This window comes from Paraburkholderia steynii (genome assembly GCF_900100565.1).
Classification (GTDB): domain Bacteria; phylum Pseudomonadota; class Gammaproteobacteria; order Burkholderiales; family Burkholderiaceae; genus Paraburkholderia; species Paraburkholderia terrae.
In genome coordinates this window covers 108,625-125,394 of sequence record NZ_FNDI01000011.1, presented here as the reverse complement: position 1 = coordinate 125,394, position 16,770 = coordinate 108,625, and the positions used below count along the sequence as shown (strand labels likewise).

Sequence of the window (16,770 nt, the reverse complement as noted above, 5' to 3'; positions counted from 1 at the left end):
CCTGTTGTTGTAAGTGCAAAAACGCCTGGGTTATCGTGAGTCAGTCGTGCGTCAGCCGTGCCTGATCGCGACGGTCTTCAGCACGGTGAAGCCGTACAGCGCTTCGAAGCCTTTCTCGCGGCCGTGTCCCGAATGCTTGACGCCGCCGAACGGCAATTCGACGCCGCCACCCGCGCCATAGTTGTTGATGAACACTTGCCCCGAGCGCACGCGGCGTGCCATGCGCATTTGCCGGCCGCCATCACGCGTCCAGACGCCTGCGACGAGTCCGTAGGGTGTGCCGTTCGCAAGCGTCAGCGCTTCGTCTTCGTCGGCGAAGGGCAGCGCGGCGAGCACGGGGCCGAACACTTCTTCGTGCGCGAGCCGATGCGTGGGCGGCACGTCGCGCAACAAGGTCGGCGCCTGATAGAAGCCTGTTTCCGGCGCTTCGGCGATCACTTCGCCGTGCGCCGCCATCGCGATGCCGTCATGCTGCGCGTCGGAGAGGAAATCCCATACGCGGCGCTGCTGTTTCGCGCTGATCAGCGGCCCGCAATCGAGGTCCGCCTGCGCCGGACCGACGCGCAATGCATTGAACGCGGTGGCGAGGCGGTCGAGCAGCGGCTCGTAAATGCTCCGCTCGATCAGCACGCGGCTGCCCGCCGAGCAGGTTTGCCCGGCGTTTTGCACGATTGCGTTGACGAGCGTGGGTAGCGCGGCGTCGAGATCGGCGTCCGCGAAGACGATTTGCGGCGACTTGCCGCCCAGTTCGAGCGTGACGGGCACGTGGTTTTCGGCGGCCATCTGCGTGACGAGCTTGCCCGTATCGGGCGAACCGGTGAACGAGATGTGATCGATGCCGGCATGGCGCGCGAGCGCGGCGCCCGCTTCGTGTCCGAAGCCGGTAACGATATTGAGCGCGCCGGCGGGAAGGCCGGCTTCGTCCGCCAGCTCGGCGACGCGCAGCACGGAGAGGCAGGCATCTTCGGCGGGCTTCACGACGCACGCATTGCCCACCGCGAGCGCCGCGCCGACGCTGCGCCCGAAAATCTGCATCGGGTAGTTCCACGGCACGATGTGGCCCGTCACGCCATGCGGCTCGCGGATCGTAAAGACCGTGTAGCCGTTCTGATAGGGCAGCGTTTCGCCGTGCAGCTTATCGGCGGCGCCTGCGTAGAACTCGAAGTAGCGCGCGAGCGCGGCCGCGTCGCCGCGCGCCTGCTTGAGCGGCTTGCCCGTATCGCGCGCTTCGAGCTGCGCCAGTTCCTCGTGGCAGGCGGCGACGAGCATCGACAGCCGGTAGAGCAGGCGTCCGCGCTCGGCGGCACTCATGGCGCCCCAGGCGCCCTCGTAGGCGCGGCGCGCGGACTGGACTGCAATGTCGATGTCGGCGGCCGTGCCGCGCGCGAGCGTGGCGAACGGCTGGCCGTCGGAGGGATCGATGACGGCGATCGTCTCCCCGTTCGACGACGCGGTCCATTCACCGCCAATGAAGTGTTTCGCTTCTTCCACACATGCTCCTTGCCCGGTTGGGCGGTCAGGCGGACATCGAAAGAAACAACGAAGAGATGACGAAAGGGACAGGCGACGGCGGTTGCGTTGCGCAGGCCTTGACGAAGCGCAGCAGCCGGCCAGACGTGTGGCCGCCCGGCACGGTCACACGCGTAAGACAATTATCGCGCCGATCGCCACGCGGGTGTCATCGGCCGATTGGCTATAATGGCGCATTCCGCCGTGTCCGGGTTGCGGCGCTGGGTCCCGTATCGAGACGCAGCGCGCGCCGTGCGCCTTATTCCCATTTCTTCCTGATCAGAGAGCGCCATGAGCTTCAATCACGTTCCCCCTGGTAAAGACCTCCCGCAAGACTTCAACGTCATCATCGAAATCCCGGCGCAAAGCGATCCGGTGAAGTACGAGGCCGACAAGGATCTGGGCCTGCTCGTCGTCGATCGTTTCATCGGCACGGGCATGCGTTATCCCGCGAACTACGGCTTCATTCCGCAGACGCTGTCGGGCGACGGCGATCCCGTCGACGTGCTGGTGATCACGCCGTTCCCGCTGCTGGCTGGCTCGGTGGTGCGCGCGCGCGCGCTGGGCATGCTGCAGATGACGGACGAGTCGGGCGTCGACGCCAAGCTGATCGCCGTTGCGCACGACAAGATCTGCCCGATGACGGCGGACCTGAAGTCGATCGACGACGTGCCGCAGTATCTGAAGGACCAGATCAAGCACTTCTTCGAGCAATACAAGGCGCTCGAGAAGGGCAAGTGGGTCAAGGTGGAAGGCTGGGCGGGCATCGAAGCCGCGCACAAGGAAATCACGGAAGGCGCGGCGAACTACAAGAAGTAATTCGCGCGTTTTTCGAGCCTGGTTGCAAAAAGACGCTCCTTCGGGAGCGTCTTTTTTTTGCTCTATCGATCCGACGCAGCGCGTGGCCGGATCAGATGCCGCGCTGCGTTAGCGCGGGCTGACCGTCGCGAGGCGGCTGCCCGCGAACGGGTCGTTACGCCAGTCGACCGACGGGCGTTCCTGTTTGACCTTTTTCGCCGGCTTGTCGACCGCAAAGTGTTCCGGCGATTGCCCGGCGCTGACAGCGTTGCTGAGCCACTGGGGCATCGCGCCGTTGCCGTCCCACGTTTCGCCAAATGGGCTGCGATAACGCACCGATTGCTGACGCCGACGTTCTTCGGCCAGCGCCGCGGCCAGGTCGGCCACCTTGATGCCGACCTTAGCCATGCGGCCGCGCAGATAAGCAATCATGCTGTCACGCTTTCTTTCGTCCATTTTTTCACCTCAAGGTGTCTGGGTATCGCGTCGGGTGTTGGAGCGCCGCTGGTTCTGAATTCAGCGACGCGTTGCAGTGACGAAAGTATCTGATCGAGTGAAATCGGCGTCGAGATGCTTATCTTGAAAACACTGTTGCAGCCGACGGAAAAGCCGCGCCGCGTCAGGTGTCTGGTTCGCCAGCCTCGACTTCCTCAATGACGGCAGGCAGCACGGATTCAAGCGTCCGCGTACCCGCCGCCAGTTCCCACTTCTGCGCGGGCGCAAGCTGCTTGACGCGGTATTCGGCGCGCGACGCGCTCGAACGGTCGGCCAGTTCGAACGACGCCAGCAGCCGCACCGGCTTGCGCGAGCGCGTATAGCGCGCGCCCGCGCCGCTGCAATGCTTGTCGAAACGGGCCTGGACGTCGGTGGCGATGCCCGTGTAGACGCTGCCGTCCGAGCATTCGATCAGATACAGAAACCACGGCATGGCGCGCGACTGTTCCTCGTTATTCCTTGAACGGATTGTGTTCGCGCAGTTCGTCGACGTACGCGTGGATATGATTCTTCTCGTTGTCGAGGAAGTGCGCAACGGCGTCCGAAAAGGCAGGATGCGCTAACCAGTGCGTCGAGCGCGTGACGGTCGGCATGAAGCCGCGCGCCATTTTGTGCTCGCCCTGCGCGCCGCCTTCGAACACCCCCAGCTTCTGTTCGATGCAGAACTCCAGCGGCTGATAGTACGCGGTTTCGAAGTGCAGGCAGGGCACGTGTTCGAGCGCGCCCCAGTAGCGGCCGTACAGCGTGCCGCCCGCGTTCGCGCCGTCGCGCTGATAGACGACGAGCGAACTCGCGATCGGCTTGCCCTCATACTCGGCGATCACCATCATCAGATTCTCCGGCATCGATGCGCCGATCATCCGGAAGAAGTCGAGATTCAGATACGGACTCGAAAAGTGCTCGCGGTACGTCTGCCGATAGCACTTGCTGAAGAAGCGCCAGTCGGCGTCGCTGATGTCTTCACCGAGCAAGCGCCGGAACGTGACACCCGCATCGCGCACCTTGCGCCGCTCGGCGCGAATGTTCTTGCGCTTCTTCTGTTCGAGCGTCGAGAGAAAGTCGTCGAAGTGGCGGTAGCCGTCGTTGAGCCAGTGAAACTGGACGCCTTCGCGCTGCATCATGCCGAGATCGGTCAGCGCTTGCGCTTCGATTTCCGTCGGAAACAGCACGTGCAGCGACGACACGTCGGCCTGTTCCGCGAACGCGACGAGCGTCGCGGCGAGATGGCGCAGCGCGTGCGAGTCGGCGGCAATGAGGCGCGTGCCTTGCACGGGCGTGAAGGGCACCGCGCACAGCAGCTTCGGATAGTAGGGCAGGCCGTTGCGCTTGTACGCGTCGGCCCACGCCCAGTCGAACACGTACTCGCCGTACGAGTGTTCCTTTGCGTAGACGGGCGCGGCCGCGGCGAGCTTGCCCGTGCGCGGATCGGTCAGCGTGACGAATTGCGGCGCCCAGCCCGTATCCGCGACGGCGCATCGCGTCGCGTGCAGCGCGCTCAGGAATTCGTGGCGCAAGAATGGAGTGGGTTGCGCCTGCTGGTTGAGCAGCGCATTCCATTCGGCGGCATCGACTTCGAGCGGCGAAGCAAGAATGCCTGCGCGGTAATCAAAACGTTCCTGGTTCAATCTGTTCGACCGTTGGCGATCCCGGGTGCCGCACTCGCTTGCGTGCATGGTGCAGCGGCAGGATCGGATGAGGCTGATAGGCGAATGTCGCGCGCTTCGTTTTGCTGGCGCCCGGATGCTTTGGCACTGGGCGCAGGCGTGACCGCGGCGCGGCGAACGGCCATGTTAAAGCAAATGCGCGCCTGTAGCGCGCGGCGTGGCCCGTCGATACACGCGATCGAGACCTTGAATGCGCTTACGGCTTATCATCTACGCTGATCGATAGCAGCTGTTTCGCGCGCGACCGTTTCTCCCGGTTCGCGTGCATTGGGAATCTCGGACATGAAAGGCAACTTCTTCAACCTGTATTCGCACCGTTTTGCGCGTGTCGCGGTGGGCGTGCCGCGCTGCCGCGTCGCCGATCCGGCCTTCAACGCCGACGAGACGCTGGCGCTAGCGCGCGAGGCCGCGGCGAAAGGCGCGGCGCTCGTCGCGTTCCCAGAACTCGGTTTGCCCGCCTATACCTGCGACGACCTCTTCCATCAGCGCGCGCTGCTCGACGCATGCAAGACAGTGCTGGCAAAGATCGTCGAGGCGTCGAAGACGCTGCCCGTCGCGATGATCGTCGGCATGCCGTTGCAGGTGGACCACAGCCTGTACAACTGCGCGATCGTCGTCGCGCGCGGTGTCGTGCTGGGAGCGGTGCCGAAGACTTATCTGCCGAACTACGGCGAGTTCTATGAGGCGCGCCAGTACACGCCCGCCGACAGCGCCGTCGCGCGCGACATCGAACTGCTCGGTAAGCAGGTGCCGTTCGGCGCGTCGCTGCTGTTCGAACTGACCGACGTGCCGGACTTCCGCTTCCACGTCGAGATCTGCGAGGACGTGTGGGTGCCCATTCCGCCGTCGTCGTTCGCGGCGCTCGCGGGCGCGACGGTGCTGGTGAACCTGTCGGCGTCGAACGTCGTGGTCGGCAAGTCGGGCTACCGGCATCAGCTGGTCGGCCAGCAGTCGGCGCGCTGTCTCGCGGCGTATCTGTACACGTCGGCGGGACGCGGCGAATCGTCGACGGATATGGCCTGGGACGGCCAGGCGCTGATCTACGAGAACGGCGAGATGCTCGCCGAGTCCGAACGCTTTCTCGATGATTCGCACATGATTTTCGCGGACGTCGATCTCGAACGGCTCTCGCACGAACGCATGCGGCAGACCACGTTCGGCATGTCGGTGCAGCGGCACAAAGATGAAGCGGCGAAGTTCCAGATCGTGCGCTTCGCGATCGGGCACGACGCGGCGCAGGCGCTGCCGCTCGAACGCAAGGTCGAGCGCTTCCCATACGTGCCCGCGGATTCACGCCGCCGCGACGAGCGTTGCAACGAGGTCTACAACATTCAGGTGCAGGCGCTCGTGCAGCGGCTGTCGGCGTCGAATATCCAGAAGGTGGTGATCGGCGTGTCGGGCGGGCTCGACTCGACGCACGCGCTGCTGGTCTGCGCGAAAGCGATGGACCGGCTGAAGCTGCCGCGCACCAACATCATCGGCGTGACGATGCCGGGCTTCGCGACCAGCGACCGCACGCTCAAGCAGGCGCGCGAATTGATGAGCGTGGTCGGCTGCACCGCGATGGAAATCGATATCCGGCCAAGCTGCGAGCAGATGCTGAACGACCTTGGCCATCCGTACTCGGCGGGCGAGGCGAAGTACGACATCACCTTCGAGAACGTGCAGGCGGGCGAGCGCACGAACCATCTGTTCCGTCTCGCCAATTTTCATAACGGCATCGTGATCGGCACGGGCGATCTCAGCGAGTTGGCACTCGGCTGGTGTACGTATGGCGTGGGCGATCACATGTCGCACTACAGCGTGAACGCAAGCGTGCCGAAGACGCTGATCACGCATCTGGTGCGTTGGGTCGCGGAGACGGGTGCCGTCGGCAAGAGCGGCTCGGACACGCTGCTCAACGTGCTTGCCACGGAAATCAGCCCCGAGCTCGTGCCCGCCAAATCGGCTGGCGCGATCGAGCAGAAGACGGAATCGTTCATCGGGCCATACGAGCTGCAGGACTTCAATCTGTTCTACATCCTGCGCTATGGCTTCGCGCCGTCGAAAGTCGCATTCCTCGCGCTGCACGCGTGGTGCGACAAGGAGCAGGGCGGCTGGCCAGAAGGCGCGCATGTCGAGCGCAACGAATACGATATTGCCGCCATCAAACGCAATCTCGGCATTTTCCTGTGGCGCTTCTTCAAGACGAGCCAGTTCAAACGCAGTTGCGTGCCGAATTCGCCGAAGGTCGGCTCGGGTGGTTCGCTGTCGCCGCGCGGCGACTGGCGCGCGCCGAGCGATTCGGAAGCGACCGTCTGGACCGATGATCTCGCAACGGTTCCGGACAAAGCCGCCTGAAATCAGTCTTTATCTGCCGTTGAGCGCGGGTTACGGCACGCGTTGCCATGCCGGGTGCTGGCAACGTGTGCGCTGCGGCGTAGAATCAACGCATCTGAACCTTCCTTTTTCCGAACCGAGACGAGGCCCGCCATGAAACGCATTACCGCCGTCATCAAACCCTTCAAGCTCGACGAAGTCCGCGAAGCGCTTGCCGAAGTCGGCCTGACAGGGCTGACCGTCACTGAAGTCAAAGGCTTTGGCCGCCAGAAAGGACACACCGAGCTGTATCGCGGCGCCGAATACGTCGTCGATTTCCTGCCGAAAGTGAAGATCGAAGTCGTCGTCGCGAACGATCAATGCGATCAGGTGATCGATGCCATCATCGGCGCGGCGCGCACGGGCAAGATCGGTGACGGCAAGATTTTCGTCGCGGATGTCGAACGCGTGATCCGCATTCGTACGGGTGAGGAGAACGAAGCGGCCGTGTGAGCTTTACTGCGGGCGTTGCGCCCGTCGATTGAAATAGCGCATTGGAAAAAAGCATCGGCGTTGCACCGCGCCGGTGCTTTTCTGCACGAGCCAAGTGCCTGAGCGAAATAGACAAGACGCTTGCGCCTTCTTCGCGCAGAAATAAAAAAAGGTGCGACACCCTTTCGGACATCGCACCGATACGCGCCTCTCGCAGCAGCGTGAAAACCGTTTCTGTTAAAGCTGTTCTGTTTGCACCGTTCGATTAGAACGAGTGCTGGATACCTGCATAAACGCCCGTCTGGCTGTGGCCGATCAGCGGGTTGTCGGAAGCCACGGTGTTGCCTGCCGCGTTGGCGTTCAGACCGTAGTTAGCCGTCTTGCTGTTCTGGACCGTTGCGACCTGGAGGTCGAACAGCGTGCGCTTGGACAGGTTGTACGAGCCACCCAGCGTGTAGATCGTCGCGTTGCCCGCACCGTTGTTGCCGTTCACGTGATAGACCGCGCCGATCAGAGCTGCTGCCGGCGTTGCTTGCCACGTCACGCCACCCCATTCGTGATCGAGCGTGGTCGGCGTGCCCGGCGTTGCTGCCGTGATGCCCGACGTGCGAATTGCCTGGTACGCGCCCTGGATCTTGAACTGGCCGAGGAACACGTTGAATGCAGCCGTGTACTCGCGTGAGAAGTTGTACGAGTCGTTCAGGCCACCGTTTGCCGGGTTGCGGATTTCGTCATAGATACCGCGAAGCTGGAAGAGCGACGACGTGTACGTGACTTGCGCACCGGCTTCACGGCCTTGAGCGGTCGTGCCGTTACCGTTCCAGTTCGTCGCATTCGACAGCGCGTATTGGCCGTAGAAGTCAAGGCCAGCGATCTTCGGCGACTGGTAGGCTACGTTGTTGCTCGATTGCGGCCAGTTGCGGCCACGAACCAGCGATGCCGACGACCAGTTCGACTGACCAAACGGATCGAAGTCCCACACGCCGTTCGAGATGAACAGCATGCGGCCCATCGTGAACGTACCGTACTGATCGCTTGCGAAGCCGACGGTTGCCCAACGATTGAAGAGACCGCCGCCGCCAGGGCCAGCACCCGTCATCGTGTTGAACGAGCCTTCCAACTGGAACACGGCCTTGTAGCCGCCGCCCAGATCTTCAGCACCCTTCAAGCCCCACAGGCTGGTACCCCAGTCGCCGCTTTCCGCGCGGAAGCGGTGCGAGCTGCTCTGTGCGACACCCGCTGCGTTCGGGTTCGTCGGCACACCCGACATGTACTCCAGACCAGCGTCGAGACGCCCGTACAGCGTCACGCTGCTCTGTGCGTGTGCGGCAACGCCAAAAGTCAGCAGCGCTGCGGCAGCCAAAGCTTTCTTCATCTTCTCCTCCATACCCTGTCAAAAAGTAAAGCCAGTACTGCGAGTGGTGCCCGGACGCCAGCAGCGCCGAGCAGGAATCTTTTCCAGGGAGATGCGCGGTGGCCGGTTGTGATGTCGACGCGCAGCCTTTCTGGCTGTCTGATCGTCATTCCGATCCCTCGCGACCGGTATCTCCTTTTCGTTCGTTTTGAAGTGAAACTACTTTTCTTGAACTTTGTTTTGCTACTTTGGTTACTAATTTAGCAAAATACCCTTCGGTTGGCGAATAAATTAGTGATGCTCGGTAAAGATGTCTCTAAATTGCAATACCAATATGGGACAAGTGGGGGACAGAGGGCTGCGAAGGCCCCTCCACGCCTTGTCGTGCAAGGGACACACCGTTGTTAATGACTTGCGTCAAGGATTGCCACTATTGACGGAGAGAATCGTCGGGAGTAAGCGCGTTTTGGCTGCTGATCGCGCAGATGTTGGGACGCCGAAGCTTTTGGGGCGTCCAGGAAGGAGAGGGCGACGCCGCGCGGAAATGAAAAAGGGCGCCCGGTAAGCGCCCTGTAATACTACATAAACTACATTGCAGCCTTATTTCAGGCTTCCCGAGAGGAACTGCTTCAGACGCTCACTCTTCGTGTTCCTGAACACTTCGTCCGGACGGCCTTCTTCTTCGACGCGCCCCTGATGCAGGAACATCACGTGATTCGACACGTTGCGCGCGAAGGCCATTTCGTGCGTGACGACGATCATCGTGCGGCCTTCCTCGGCGAGCGTCTGCATGACCTTCAGCACTTCGCCCACCAGTTCGGGATCGAGCGCCGAAGTGGGCTCGTCGAACAGCATCACGTCGGGGTTCATCGTCAGTGCGCGGGCGATCGCCACGCGCTGCTGCTGACCGCCCGACAGATGCGACGGATACTGCTTCTCGAGACGCGGCGCGAGACCGACCTTCTCCAGATACGTGCGGGCGCGGTCTTCGGCTTCCTTGCGCGAAATACCGAGCACATGCAGCGGCGCTTCGATGATGTTCTCGAGCACCGTCATGTGAGTCCACAGGTTGAAGTGCTGGAACACCATGGAAAGCTTGGTGCGCATCTTCTGCAACTGCTTCGGGTCCGACACGCGCAGCGCGCCGTGCTTGTCCTTCGCCGTGCGAATCTCCTGGCCTTCGACGAAGATGCGCCCGGCGTTGGGCTGCTCGAGAAAGTTGATGCAGCGGAGCATCGTGCTCTTGCCCGATCCGGACGAGCCGATCACGCTGATCACGTCGCCGCGGTTCGCGCGCAGCGTGACGCCTTTGAGAACTTCGTTGTCGCCGTACTGCTTGTGCAGGTTGTCGACGAAAAGCATTTGCGGTGTAGCTGGAGTGTTCATCGGGTTCCTTGACTTGCCTGGGTCGGCGCCTTACTTGCCTTGCGGGCGCAGATAAGCGAGCCAGCGGCGCTCGGCACGGCGGAACAGCCAGACGAGCCCAAAAGAAATGATCAGATAGAGCAGGGCGGCGATGCCGAACGCGTCGAACGAACGGTAGGTCGCCGAGTTGACGTCGCGCGCGATCTTCAGGATGTCCGGCACCGTCGCGGTGAAGGCGACCGTGGTGGCGTGCAGCATGAGGATCACTTCGTTGCTGTAGTACGGCAGCGCGCGGCGCAGCGCCGACGGCAGGATCACGCGGCGATACAGCGTGAACTGCGACATGCCATACGCGCGCGCGGCTTCGATCTCGCCGTACGGCGTCGCCTTGATCGCGCCCGCGAAGATCTCGGTTGTATACGCGCAGGTGTTCAGCGTGAACGCGAGCAGCGTGCAGTGCATGCCGTCGCGGAAGAACGCGTTGGTCAGTTCGTTCGAGCGGATGATCTCGAGGCTGTAGAGACCCGTGTAGCAGAGCAACAGTTGCACGTACAACGGTGTGCCACGGAAGATATACGTATACAGCCAGACCAGGGTCGACAGCCACTTCCTCTTCGACACGCGCGCGACGGCGAGCGGCACCGACAGGCAGAAGCCAAGGCCAATGGAAACGACCAGCAGCCACAACGTGATGGTGACGCCCGTGAAGCGGTAGCCGTCCGTATACAGATAGTTGCGCCAGTATTCCTGGATCAGCTCGATCATAGTTCCGCCTTGCGCACGCCAGTCGAATAGCGTTTTTCGAGGTACATCAGCACGAAGTTCGAGGCTGTCGTGATGAGCAGGTAGATGGCGCCCGCCATCAGCGTGAAGAAGAAGAACCGCAGCGTGCCCTTGCCGGCATCCTGCGCGGCCTTGACGACGTCCGCGAGGCCGATGATCGACACGAGCGCCGTCGCCTTGACCATCACCTGCCAGTTGTTGCCGATGCCGGGCAGCGCGAAGCGCATCATCTGCGGGAACATGATCCGCGTGAACACCTGCCAGCCCGACATGCCGTACGCAGCGCCCGCTTCGAGCTGGCCGCGCGGCACGGCGAGAAACGCGCCGCGGAACGTCTCCGTGAAGTACGCGCCGTAGATGAAGCCGAGCACGGCGACGCCGGCGACGAATGGATCGATGTCGATCTGATCCCAGCCGAGCATGTCGGTGAGGTCGTTCAGCCAGATCTGGATACTGTAGAAGAGCAGCAGCATCAGCACGAGATCGGGCACGCCGCGAATGAGCGTCGTGTAGACCGTGCCCGCGCCCTGTGTGATCCGGTTCTTCGACAGCTTCGCGGCCGCGCCGAGCAGACCGAGCACGAAAGCGAATGCGAGCGACAGGATTGCCAGCTTCACGGTCTGCACCGTGCCGGCAAAGATGATCGGGCCGTAGCCTTGAAAGAGCATAGTGGGTCCTTGACGACGCTCCCGAGCGCCGCGAAAGACGCGGCAATCCGTACGCTGCGGCGGTTGGTCCGAAGGCGGATGCCTTCGATGTCTCCCGTGCGGCGCACAGCATGCCGCTGTGCGAATCATGACTGCCTGGCCGTTACTAACTGGCTGGCCGGCAGCGCGTTTTCCTGCCTTGTTCTACTGCGTTGCTACTCTCGGTCCGACTTTATTACGAAGCCCGTGGACCGGCCCATCCGGGCCAGCCCCGAGCTTTCGCCGCATCTGACGCGATGCGGCGGCTTTTCAGTGCCTGTTATCGGCTCTGATCAATATCGACGTCGAAATACTGCTTTTCGAGCTTCGTGAACGTGCCGTCCTGGTGAACCTCGGCAAGCGCCTTGTTCAGCTTCGCCTTCAGCTCGCCGTCTTCCTTGCGCACGCCGATGGCCGTGCCTTCGCCGAGCGTCTTCGGGTCCTTCACTTCCGGGCCCGCCCACGCGAAATCCTTGCCGCGCGGCGTCTTCAGGAAGCCGGCGTCGGCTTGCAACTCGTCCTGCAGCGCGGCGTCGAGACGCCCCGTCGCCAGATCCGCGTAGACCTGATCCTGGTTCTGGTAAGGCACGATCGTCACGCCTTTCGGCTCCCAGTACGCCTTCGCGTACGCTTCCTGCGTCGAGCCCTGTTCGACGCCGACGTGCTTGCCTTTCAGGGATTCAACCGTCGGCAGCAGCGGCGAGCCCTTCTTCGCGATCATGCGCGCGGGCGCGTCGAACAGCCGGTCGGAGAAGTCGATCTGCTCGCGGCGCTTGTCGGTCACCGTCAGCGACGACACGATGATGTCGAACTTCTTCGCCTTCAGCGCCGGAATGATGCCGTCGAGATCCTGCGGAATCCATACGCACCTGACGTTCATCTTCGCGCACAGCGCGCGGGTCAGATCGACGTCGAAACCGACCATCTGGCCGCTGGGCGCCACGGATTCGAACGGCGGATAGCTGGCGTCGACCCCGATACGCACGGTTTTCCATTCTTTTGCCGCGGCCCCCGAAGCCATGACGGCGAGCGCCACGCACAGTGCGTACTTCTTCATGTTTCTCCTGACTTCCCGGTCGCCGCGTGCCTTCTTGCGGTGACGGCAGCCCGCGTGCGGCCGGCCGTCGCCATTCTAGGCGGACAAAAATAGGCTGCCCGTTCTGGCGGTGGATTGTTTTGGCCCGGAGGCCTGTTCCACGTCGCCCGATGGCGCTTTTACTCTGTCCGCTTCGCGCGCTCTGCGCCTGCTACCGCGCGTTCCGGCCGAGCCCGCGCTGCCGGGCGCGCCGTCCGGACGCGGTACACGCGTCGACCGATTCCAAAAAGCGCGGTATTTTACCCGAACCCGCCCGCGGTGCCAGTCCTCGAGGCAAGGAAAAAGCCCTTTGCCGCCAGAGACATGCACGCGCGACACGTGGTCGCGGCAGGCCGCCGCGCGTTCTGGCCGCGTCGTGGCGGCCGATGCAACGGGCATCGCGCGGCTTCCGGGCATTGCCATCATTTATGAAACGATCCGGTGCGGCGGCGCGGATTGTCCCTCGCGGGCGCAGCCCATACATTCCCGTCATCGGAAATTTTTCACGGGAGACCCAGATGATCAGGATTCGTCGTTCCGACGAGCGCGGCCACGCCAACCACGGCTGGCTGAACGCCAAACACAGCTTCTCGTTTGCCGATTACCACGATCCCGAGCACATGCACTTCGGTCCGCTGCGCGTGATCAACGAGGATCGAATCGCCGCTGGGCAGGGCTTCGGCACGCACGGGCATCGCGACATGGAGATCGTCACCTATGTGCTAGAGGGCGCGTTGTCGCATCGCGACAGCCTCGGCAACGGCTCGACGATCCGTCCCGGCGACGTGCAGCGCATGAGCGCCGGTACGGGCGTGATGCACAGCGAGTTCAATGGATCGCAGGAAGACTCGCTGCATCTGCTGCAGATCTGGATCATCCCGAAACGCGCAGGCGACGCGCCGGGCTACGAGGAAAAGCGCTTCACCGATGCCGACAAGCGCGGGCGGCTGCGCGTCGTGGCCGCGCCGGACGGCCGCGACGGCGCGGTGACGATCCACGCCGATGCGTCGATCTACGCCGGTCTCTTCGACGGCGCGGAGCGTGACGAGCTCGCACTCGGGGCGGGACGCCAGGCGTACGTGCATGTTGCGCGTGGCGCCGTCACGGTCAATGGCGAGGCGCTGAAGGCGGGCGACGCCGCGATGATCACCGATGCCGCGAGCGTCACGGTCGAAAACGGCGAGGGCGCGGAAGTGCTGCTGTTCGACCTCGGTCAGTTGCGTTGAGCGAGGCTGCGCTTTCGTTCATGTCGTCTATTAGTCTGTTGGTCAGCCAATGAAACAACGCCACGGAAGCTGCCTTCCGTGGCGTTTTCTTTTACACGTGTCACGCCCGGCGAAGGGCGTTCATCGACACGCCGGCGCGCGCGAGGCAACGCGGCTGACCTCGCTTAAGGCTTCACCGCCGAAGCCGCTGCGTCGCCCTGATGCTTTTCCCAACGCTCGCGCATCTTCTGATGACGCTGCTCCATCTTTGCGAAGTGCTGCTTGAGCGCGGTGCTGACGGTGGTCTTCTGCTGGTCGTTCAAGCCGTTATAGAAGTTCAGCCATGCCGTCGACGTCTGCTCGCGCAGCTGCGCGTCCTTCTGCTCGATCTGCTGATGCGCGGCGTGCATCGCGTTCAGGTCGAGAATCGGCTGCTGCTGCATCTGCTTGAACTGCTGGCGCATCTGCTCATGGTTCGCGCGCTCGGCTTCATGGCTTTGCTTCATCGTGTCGAGCGCGGCCTGCCATGCCTTTTCCTGATCCGCGTTCAGTTTCAGTTGCCCGTGCAACTGGTTCAGTTCCTTCATGAAGCCGCCGTGGTGCCAGCCCGGGCCGCCATGGCCCATGCCGGGACCGCCTTGGGGTTGCGCGGCGAACGCGGCCCCGAGACTCAGTGCAAGCGATGCAGCGGCAACGGCGAGAAAGCGTGATGTTTTTTTGGACATTACTGTGCTCCTTGATCAACTAGCCGACGATGCCGCCCGTCTCGAAGGTGGACCAGCGCGCATTCGGTAAGGCACAGCGTAGAGGGATCGAATGCCCGTCGTGTTACGCGTATCCTTGCGGAAGTTACGTGACATTACGTGTGCCTTTCGCGGTAACACCCGGTAACCCTTTCGGGGTCAGTAGGGGCGGAAACGCAGCGGGGCGCGCGTTACACTTCAAACCATGGCTACTCAAATTCTGGTCGTCGATGACGACGTCGAACTGCGCGATCTGCTGCGCGATTATCTGGCCCGGCAAGGCATCGAAGTGTCGGTGCTGCACGACGCCAGCTCACTGGAACGCCGCATCGAGCGCGAACGGCCCGACCTGATCGTGCTCGACCTGATGATGCCGGGCGTCGACGGTCTCACGGCGCTGCGCAAGCTGCGCGCGTCGGGCGACGATATCCCCGTCATCATGCTGACGGCGCGCGCGGACGACGTGGACCGCATCGTCGGCCTGGAACTCGGTGCGGACGATTACCTCGGCAAGCCGTTCAACCCGCGCGAACTGCTCGCGCGCGTGCAGGCGGTGTTGCGCCGCCGCAAGACGCTGCCGTCGGCGGCTGCGCCCGAGCAGCGCGAGCCGTTCTCGTTCGGCCGCTTCACGCTCGACTTCCAGTCGCGCACGCTGCATCAGGAAGGCAAGCCGCTCACCTTGTCGGGCAGCGAGTTCGCGCTGCTGAAGATCTTCGTCAATCACCCGATGCGCACGCTCACGCGCGAGCGCCTGCTCGAACTGCTGCACGGTCCCGAGTACGACGGCACCGACCGCGGCATCGACGTGCAGGTGTGGCGCCTGCGCCGTATTCTCGAAACCGATCCGTCCGTGCCGCGCTTCATTCAGACCGTACGCGGGCGCGGGTACGTGTTCGTCCCCGATGGCGAGCAACATGCGGCGTCCAATTGATTCGTTGTTCGGGCGGCTCGCGCTGCTCGTCGTCTGTGTATTGCTGGTGTCGCATTTCGCGTGGTATCTGCTAGTGCGCTTCGAGCGCAACCAGTCGCAGACACGCTATGCCGTCGAAGAGGCCGTGTTCCTCGTCGACGCGGTGCGCGACCACGTCAGGCGCGAGCCGGATCAGCCGCTGCCTTCGCGCGTGCGGCTCGTCGATCCCGCGAGTGCCGACGTTCCACCCGATGTATCGAATTTGCCCGCGCCGCTCGATCGTTTCGTTGACGACGTGCGCGACCGTCTGCCCACCTCGACGCAGGTGCGCGTCGGCACGCCGGGCAAGCCGCCCGCGCTGTGGGTTCGCGCGGCGAGCGATCCAAGCTGGATCGTCGTGCCCGTGCAGCCGCTGCGGCCGCCGCGCTCGCTCGACCGGATGGTCCTGTGGCTCGGCATCATTTTCTCGGCGGGCGTGATGGCGGCGCTCTTTGCCGCGTGGCAGCTGCAGCAGCCGTTGCGCTCGCTGGCGCAGGCGGTGACGCGCTTCGGGCGCGGCCTGCCCGTGCCACCCGTGCGCGAGCGCGGCCCGCGTGAACTGCGGCAACTGACGCACGGCTTCAACCAGATGGTGCAGGAGGTCGCGCGCACCGAGCATGATCGCGCGGTGATGCTGGCTGGTGTTGCTCATGATCTGAAGACGCCGCTTGCGCGTCTGCGGCTGCGCGCCGAGATGATGGACGATGCGAAGACGCGCGACGGCGTCGTGCGCGACGTCGATTCGATGACGCATATCGTCGAGCAGTTTCTCGTGTTCGCGCACGACGGCGGCGACCGCAGCGAACCCGTCGAAGTCGACGCGCAGTGCGAACGCGTGGTGCGCAGCTATCGCGCGGTGTCGGGCGGTGCGCCGACGGTGCAGACGGATTTGCGCGCTGGTCCGGGCTTCATGCTGCCTGCCGCGACGCTCGATCGCATCCTGTCCAACCTGCTCGACAACGCGCATGCGTACGGCGCACCGCCCGTCACCGTCGCGACGGCGCGCACGTCGCAAGGCTTCACGCTGACGGTCACGGACAACGGCAGCGGCATCGCCGCGCAAGATCTGATCAACGCAAGCCGGCCCTTCGTGCGGCTCGATCCGGCGCGCGGCGGCAATGGCCACAGCGGCCTGGGCCTCGCGATCGTCGAGCGGCTCGTGCGGCGCGCGGGCGGCGAATGGCAGATCGGCAACAACGATGCGCCTAATGGCGGGCGGGGCTTGCGCGTGCAGATGACGTTCCCGCTGGAAGCGGTGTCGCGCACGGTGGCGGCGTCGGAAATCGTCTGGTGAGTGTGATGCGCCGCGCGCTTCGGCTGCGCGGCATTCAGAAACGGGCCTGGCGCTGAGGGA

16 protein-coding genes are annotated in these 16,770 nt (G+C 63.4%); 6 read left to right on the top strand and 10 right to left on the bottom strand.

Annotated features, from left to right (window positions below; genetic code table 11):
- Positions 1-51: 51 nt before the first annotated feature.
- The gene (locus BLT65_RS20795) at positions 52-1,491 is read right to left on the bottom strand and encodes an aldehyde dehydrogenase family protein (RefSeq protein ID WP_091780413.1); all 1,440 of its coding nucleotides are present in this window, start codon (positions 1,489-1,491) and stop codon (positions 52-54) included.
- A 309-nt stretch (positions 1,492-1,800) separates the two neighbouring features.
- Between BLT65_RS20795 and ppa the strand changes: the two genes are divergently transcribed.
- Positions 1,801-2,328, top strand: a complete 528-nt coding sequence (gene ppa, locus BLT65_RS20790) for an inorganic diphosphatase (RefSeq protein ID WP_007587974.1) — start codon at positions 1,801-1,803, stop codon at positions 2,326-2,328.
- Positions 2,329-2,436: 108 nt separating this feature from the next.
- Here ppa and BLT65_RS20785 read toward each other — a convergent pair whose 3' ends face one another.
- From BLT65_RS20785 to BLT65_RS20775, 3 genes are all read right to left on the bottom strand, one after another.
- The gene (locus BLT65_RS20785) at positions 2,437-2,763 is read right to left on the bottom strand and encodes an H-NS family nucleoid-associated regulatory protein (RefSeq protein WP_091780410.1); all 327 of its coding nucleotides are present in this window, start codon (positions 2,761-2,763) and stop codon (positions 2,437-2,439) included.
- Positions 2,764-2,926: 163 nt separating this feature from the next.
- On the bottom strand, positions 2,927-3,235 hold the full coding sequence (locus tag BLT65_RS20780; protein WP_091780407.1) for a GIY-YIG nuclease family protein: 309 nt from the start codon (positions 3,233-3,235) through the stop codon (positions 2,927-2,929).
- Between the two features lie 19 nt (positions 3,236-3,254).
- Entirely contained in the window at positions 3,255-4,427 is a 1,173-nt protein-coding gene (locus tag BLT65_RS20775) for a GNAT family N-acetyltransferase (protein ID WP_091780404.1), read from the bottom strand.
- 321 nt (positions 4,428-4,748) lie between these two features.
- Here BLT65_RS20775 and BLT65_RS20770 point away from each other — a divergent pair, with 321 nt between their 5' ends.
- A complete protein-coding gene (locus BLT65_RS20770; protein ID WP_091780401.1) occupies positions 4,749-6,806 on the top strand; it encodes an NAD(+) synthase in 2,058 nt (685 codons plus the stop codon).
- A gap of 132 nt (positions 6,807-6,938) precedes the next feature.
- The gene (gene glnK, locus BLT65_RS20765) at positions 6,939-7,277 is read left to right on the top strand and encodes a P-II family nitrogen regulator (protein WP_007587958.1); all 339 of its coding nucleotides are present in this window, start codon (positions 6,939-6,941) and stop codon (positions 7,275-7,277) included.
- A gap of 244 nt (positions 7,278-7,521) precedes the next feature.
- Here glnK and BLT65_RS20760 read toward each other — a convergent pair whose 3' ends face one another.
- The 5 genes from BLT65_RS20760 to BLT65_RS20740 all read right to left on the bottom strand — a co-directional run bounded on the left by BLT65_RS20760 (position 7,522) and on the right by BLT65_RS20740 (position 12,501).
- The gene (locus tag BLT65_RS20760; protein ID WP_042310405.1) at positions 7,522-8,631 is read right to left on the bottom strand and encodes a porin; all 1,110 of its coding nucleotides are present in this window, start codon (positions 8,629-8,631) and stop codon (positions 7,522-7,524) included.
- Positions 8,632-9,210: 579 nt separating this feature from the next.
- Positions 9,211-9,996, bottom strand: coding sequence for an ABC transporter ATP-binding protein (locus BLT65_RS20755; protein ID WP_091780399.1), 786 nt, complete (start codon positions 9,994-9,996; stop codon positions 9,211-9,213).
- Positions 9,997-10,026: 30 nt separating this feature from the next.
- Positions 10,027-10,740: an ABC transporter permease gene (locus tag BLT65_RS20750; protein ID WP_042310370.1), complete on the bottom strand. Its 714-nt coding sequence runs from the start codon at positions 10,738-10,740 to the stop codon at positions 10,027-10,029.
- Complete coding sequence (locus tag BLT65_RS20745) at positions 10,737-11,426, bottom strand: ABC transporter permease (protein WP_042310369.1); 690 nt, start codon at positions 11,424-11,426, stop codon at positions 10,737-10,739. Before BLT65_RS20745 ends, BLT65_RS20750 begins: the two co-directional genes overlap by 4 nt.
- A 298-nt stretch (positions 11,427-11,724) precedes the next feature.
- On the bottom strand, positions 11,725-12,501 hold the full coding sequence (locus tag BLT65_RS20740) for an ABC transporter substrate-binding protein (protein WP_042310366.1): 777 nt from the start codon (positions 12,499-12,501) through the stop codon (positions 11,725-11,727).
- Positions 12,502-13,037: 536 nt separating this feature from the next.
- Between BLT65_RS20740 and BLT65_RS20735 the strand changes: the two genes are divergently transcribed.
- The gene (locus BLT65_RS20735; RefSeq protein WP_091780396.1) at positions 13,038-13,745 is read left to right on the top strand and encodes a pirin family protein; all 708 of its coding nucleotides are present in this window, start codon (positions 13,038-13,040) and stop codon (positions 13,743-13,745) included.
- A gap of 164 nt (positions 13,746-13,909) precedes the next feature.
- On the opposite strand, the gene BLT65_RS20730 is transcribed toward BLT65_RS20735, so the two are convergent.
- Entirely contained in the window at positions 13,910-14,449 is a 540-nt protein-coding gene (locus BLT65_RS20730) for a Spy/CpxP family protein refolding chaperone (RefSeq protein WP_042310363.1), read from the bottom strand.
- A 223-nt stretch (positions 14,450-14,672) separates the two neighbouring features.
- On the opposite strand from BLT65_RS20730, the gene BLT65_RS20725 reads away from it, so the two are divergent.
- Together BLT65_RS20725 and BLT65_RS20720 are read left to right on the top strand one after the other, a co-directional pair.
- Entirely contained in the window at positions 14,673-15,398 is a 726-nt protein-coding gene (locus BLT65_RS20725) for a response regulator (protein ID WP_007587938.1), read from the top strand.
- Entirely contained in the window at positions 15,382-16,710 is a 1,329-nt protein-coding gene (locus tag BLT65_RS20720) for an ATP-binding protein (RefSeq protein ID WP_042310402.1), read from the top strand. The genes BLT65_RS20725 and BLT65_RS20720 overlap by 17 nt, the downstream gene beginning before the upstream one ends.
- Positions 16,711-16,770: the final 60 nt, after the last annotated feature.

Excerpts from the sequence above, each read along its gene's own strand:
- BLT65_RS20785 (WP_091780410.1), bottom strand. The coding sequence starts at position 2,763 with ATGGACGAAAGAAAGCGTGACAGCATGATTGCTTATCTGCGCGGCCGC.
- BLT65_RS20735 (WP_091780396.1), top strand. The coding sequence starts at position 13,038 with ATGATCAGGATTCGTCGTTCCGACGAGCGCGGCCACGCCAACCACGGC.
- BLT65_RS20720 (WP_042310402.1), top strand. The coding sequence starts at position 15,382 with ATGCGGCGTCCAATTGATTCGTTGTTCGGGCGGCTCGCGCTGCTCGTC.
- BLT65_RS20745 (WP_042310369.1), bottom strand. The coding sequence starts at position 11,426 with ATGCTCTTTCAAGGCTACGGCCCGATCATCTTTGCCGGCACGGTGCAG.
- glnK (WP_007587958.1), top strand. The coding sequence starts at position 6,939 with ATGAAACGCATTACCGCCGTCATCAAACCCTTCAAGCTCGACGAAGTC.
- ppa (WP_007587974.1), top strand. The coding sequence starts at position 1,801 with ATGAGCTTCAATCACGTTCCCCCTGGTAAAGACCTCCCGCAAGACTTC.
- BLT65_RS20780 (WP_091780407.1), bottom strand. The coding sequence starts at position 3,235 with ATGCCGTGGTTTCTGTATCTGATCGAATGCTCGGACGGCAGCGTCTAC.
- BLT65_RS20770 (WP_091780401.1), top strand. The coding sequence starts at position 4,749 with ATGAAAGGCAACTTCTTCAACCTGTATTCGCACCGTTTTGCGCGTGTC.
- BLT65_RS20760 (WP_042310405.1), bottom strand. The coding sequence starts at position 8,631 with ATGAAGAAAGCTTTGGCTGCCGCAGCGCTGCTGACTTTTGGCGTTGCC.
- BLT65_RS20725 (WP_007587938.1), top strand. The coding sequence starts at position 14,673 with ATGGCTACTCAAATTCTGGTCGTCGATGACGACGTCGAACTGCGCGAT.
- BLT65_RS20730 (WP_042310363.1), bottom strand. The coding sequence starts at position 14,449 with ATGTCCAAAAAAACATCACGCTTTCTCGCCGTTGCCGCTGCATCGCTT.
- BLT65_RS20750 (WP_042310370.1), bottom strand. The coding sequence starts at position 10,740 with ATGATCGAGCTGATCCAGGAATACTGGCGCAACTATCTGTATACGGAC.
- BLT65_RS20755 (WP_091780399.1), bottom strand. The coding sequence starts at position 9,996 with ATGAACACTCCAGCTACACCGCAAATGCTTTTCGTCGACAACCTGCAC.
- BLT65_RS20740 (WP_042310366.1), bottom strand. The coding sequence starts at position 12,501 with ATGAAGAAGTACGCACTGTGCGTGGCGCTCGCCGTCATGGCTTCGGGG.